Genomic DNA, 3,103 nt, shown 5'->3' with positions numbered 1-3,103 from the left:
CAGATTATCACCGTGATTAACTTATACAAAAATGCAGATTATCCAATTGAAACATTAAAGGTTTGGCTCAAAGATATTTTGAGTAAATCGAACGATCCTGAATGGTCCGAAAACTTCATTAATAATAGAAGCCTGAGTTTAAAAACTGGCTTTAAAAAGGATTATTTAAAGCCATAATAAAAAAGCGCACATTCATTTGAATGGGCGCTTTTTTATGATGTGAGCTTCGCTGAATTCAGTGAATAAAATTTTAGTAAACACCACTCTCAAGACGTTTTTGCATCACTTTTTTCACGGTCGCACGTGGAAAGCTAAACCAAAGTGCAATCAAAATGAGGCAGACTAAACTATAAGCCCAAAGACCAAATGCCACATAAGCTATGCGAACCAGTTCAATCACGAAGAAGAACGTAAACATCATCAGAACCGAAACGGCTGCAGCAACCGTCCCTTTGGACACTTCCGATGACATCAACGCAAAGCGGTATAACACTGAAAAACTAATGCCTTCACCGAAGCTCACCAAAGTCATCCCCACAATCAGTAACGGCAAGAAATAGCTTTGGAAAATCGTGCCGAGCACTACCAACAGCGTACCGATGAACATCAAGGGCAAACCGAGTAACACGGTTTTACCCAGTGCCATTTTGTCGATGACTTTAATCAGTACAATGTTGCCCAGAATGAGACCGCCCAAGACGGAGAACTGTGCCAAGCCGTATTGCATACTGCTCAAGCCAAGTTCTTCCACCAAGATCACGGGTGACAGTGCTATCCACAGCATCAACGGCATCGCGACCATGGGTAGGCCAAAGGTGAGCGCCAAAAAGGTCTTATTTTTATAGACCGTCTTATAGTCATCCCAAATATAGCGCAGCGGCTTTTTAGAATGACGCTGTTGTGTCGCAGGCATTTTGGCTTTTAAACCAAACCAACTTAAAAAAGCCAAAAAGGCAATGCCAATAAAGCCCCAATGCCATGACACATGGTCAATCATAAACGCCCCGACCACAGGACCAAGTAACGGTGCTAGCAAAGAAATATTCGCCATGAGAGCCATGACTTTAATGGCATCACGCTCTTCAAAACTTTCCTGTACTGCGGCATAACCCACCGCAGAAATCATCGACAGCCCCACACCTTGTAAAAAGCGGAGTGCCAAAAAAGACTCAATATTTTGAGTGAGTAAAATTGCAAGGCAGGTCAGCACAAAAAATGCTACACCTGCGAGCAACACCTTTTTACGGCCTAAACGGTCTGAGAGTGGCCCAAGCAACCATGCGACACAAGCACCGCCCAGTAAGTAAAAAGACATAGACGACGGTGCCCATGCACTGCTGACCCCAAAATCTTGGGTAATGGCGAGCATGGCAGGTTGGACTAAATCATTACCGATATAGACCGAAAATTCGAATAAAACCAATGCCAAAGGAAACATCAATGTGGCACGGCTTAACTTTAAAGTTTGTACGTTTTGCATTGTTATCTACATATAAAATGCGTACAAGCCTGAGCAAAGTCAGTTAGAGGGAGAGACGACTAAGCCCAATGGCAAGCACTGAGAAATTTATTAAATTACGTTTTTTTGAATGCGCTGAGATTTCGCGGCTTAATACACCGTATTCACAAGGTGTCTAAGATAGATCAAACGATTTCAGTTGTGAGATTTTTATAACTCAAACTAATTACACCCACTAATTTGAGTGGGTGTAGTTTAGCAGTTTATAGAAACCTTTGCACGAATAAACACACAAAAGTTCATTAAATTGGTATAATACAATAAAATCAATCACCTAGCAAAAAACACGACTATGGCATGGAAACAAACAGGGCAACTCTCCCTAGCAGACAGTCTCATTAACGCTCACAAAGCCATCGAAGAATTAGATGAACTACACAACCTAATTGACTGGCAAACTATCGAGCAAACCTTACGCCACGTTCATAGCAGTGAGCGTGGGGAATCTGCCTTTCACCCTGTCATCATGTTTAAAGTATTACTCTTACAAAAACTCTATAACCTATCGGATCCAGCCATGGAAAAACAACTGGCACGAGACTTACTATTTCGTCGCTTTGTTGGCCTATCATTAACGGATGATGTACCCGACCATAGCACCATTTGGCGATACCACAAACACCTAGGTGAGCTTAGACTGATTGAACCATTGTTCAACCAAATCAATGAGCAACTAGCCCAACAAAACATTTTTATCAAAGCGGGCAGTGTCAGCATCATCGATGCCAGTATCGTTGAAGCTAAAAACAAACGACCTAAGAAAGGCAAACACACCGACAATACCCAAGATAACGAAGCCGCCTATGTCAGTAAAAAAGACAGTACAGGTAAAGTAAAAACCACCTACGGCTTTAAAATTCATCTCAACTGTGATGAAGACAGCTTTGTCAAAAAGGTTGAAACTACCCCTGCCAATGTCCATGATTCCCAATGTTTTACCACGCTGTTAACAGATGATGAATCAGCCGTGTATGCTGACAGTGCGTATAAAAGCCAAGCCCATGATGACTACCTTGCCGAGCATGAACCACCGATAAAAAATCATATTCATGATAGAGCATGGCGCAATACACCCTTAACCGAACAGCAAAAACGCAATAATACCCAAAAGAGCCAAACTAGAAACACCGTTGAGCGGGTCTTTGGACATTTTAAACTGCATTATGGGATGAGCAAAGCTCGTCATTTAGGGTTAATGCAATTTCATACCAGCACTTTGCTTGCAAGCATGGTGCATAATTTAAAAACTGCCCTAAGCTTGAAACGAAAATACGGACTCGCCTAGGGTTATTGTGTCTGTTGGTTAGTAAGCTCAGCCAATAGACACAAATTTAACAACCATTTGGAGATTTTATCCATGATTTAGCCATTGTTTTGCTTATTTCATTGCCATTCTTTGTTTTTTTTCGGTTTGGTGGTATGCCTCGAGCAAAGGGGCTGTTTCGTGCAAAGGTCTCTTATAATTTGAAACGACCTCATTCGAGTCTAGACAAAATGACACCAAATGAGTTTTACTATGATCAGCTACCCCAACAAAACAAGGTGGCTTAACTAGAGCGGAATATCACTTATAAATACGCTTTT

General features: G+C 41.6%; 2 protein-coding genes. One reads left to right on the top strand and one right to left on the bottom strand.

Going from position 1 to position 3,103, the window contains the following annotated elements; genetic code table 11:
* Positions 1–250 precede the first annotated feature (250 nt).
* A complete protein-coding gene (locus tag FTV09_RS17365; protein WP_180058975.1) occupies positions 251–1,480 on the bottom strand; it encodes an MFS transporter in 1,230 nt (409 codons plus the stop codon).
* Between the two features lie 331 nt (positions 1,481–1,811).
* On the opposite strand from FTV09_RS17365, the gene FTV09_RS17360 reads away from it, so the two are divergent.
* Complete coding sequence (locus FTV09_RS17360; RefSeq protein WP_005028482.1) at positions 1,812–2,804, top strand: IS5-like element ISAba23 family transposase; 993 nt, start codon at positions 1,812–1,814, stop codon at positions 2,802–2,804.
* Positions 2,805–3,103 lie beyond the last annotated feature (299 nt).

The sequence above is a fragment of the Acinetobacter sp. YH12227 genome (genome assembly GCF_013417785.1).
Classification (GTDB): domain Bacteria; phylum Pseudomonadota; class Gammaproteobacteria; order Pseudomonadales; family Moraxellaceae; genus Acinetobacter; species Acinetobacter gandensis.
The sequence above is the reverse complement of the archived record's forward strand: the minus strand, read 5'-3'. Positions and strand labels throughout refer to the sequence as shown.

Coding starts and splice junctions, on each gene's coding strand:
- FTV09_RS17365 (WP_180058975.1), bottom strand. CDS start 1,480: ATGCAAAACGTACAAACTTTAAAGTTAAGCCGTGCCACATTGATGTTT.
- FTV09_RS17360 (WP_005028482.1), top strand. CDS start 1,812: ATGGCATGGAAACAAACAGGGCAACTCTCCCTAGCAGACAGTCTCATT.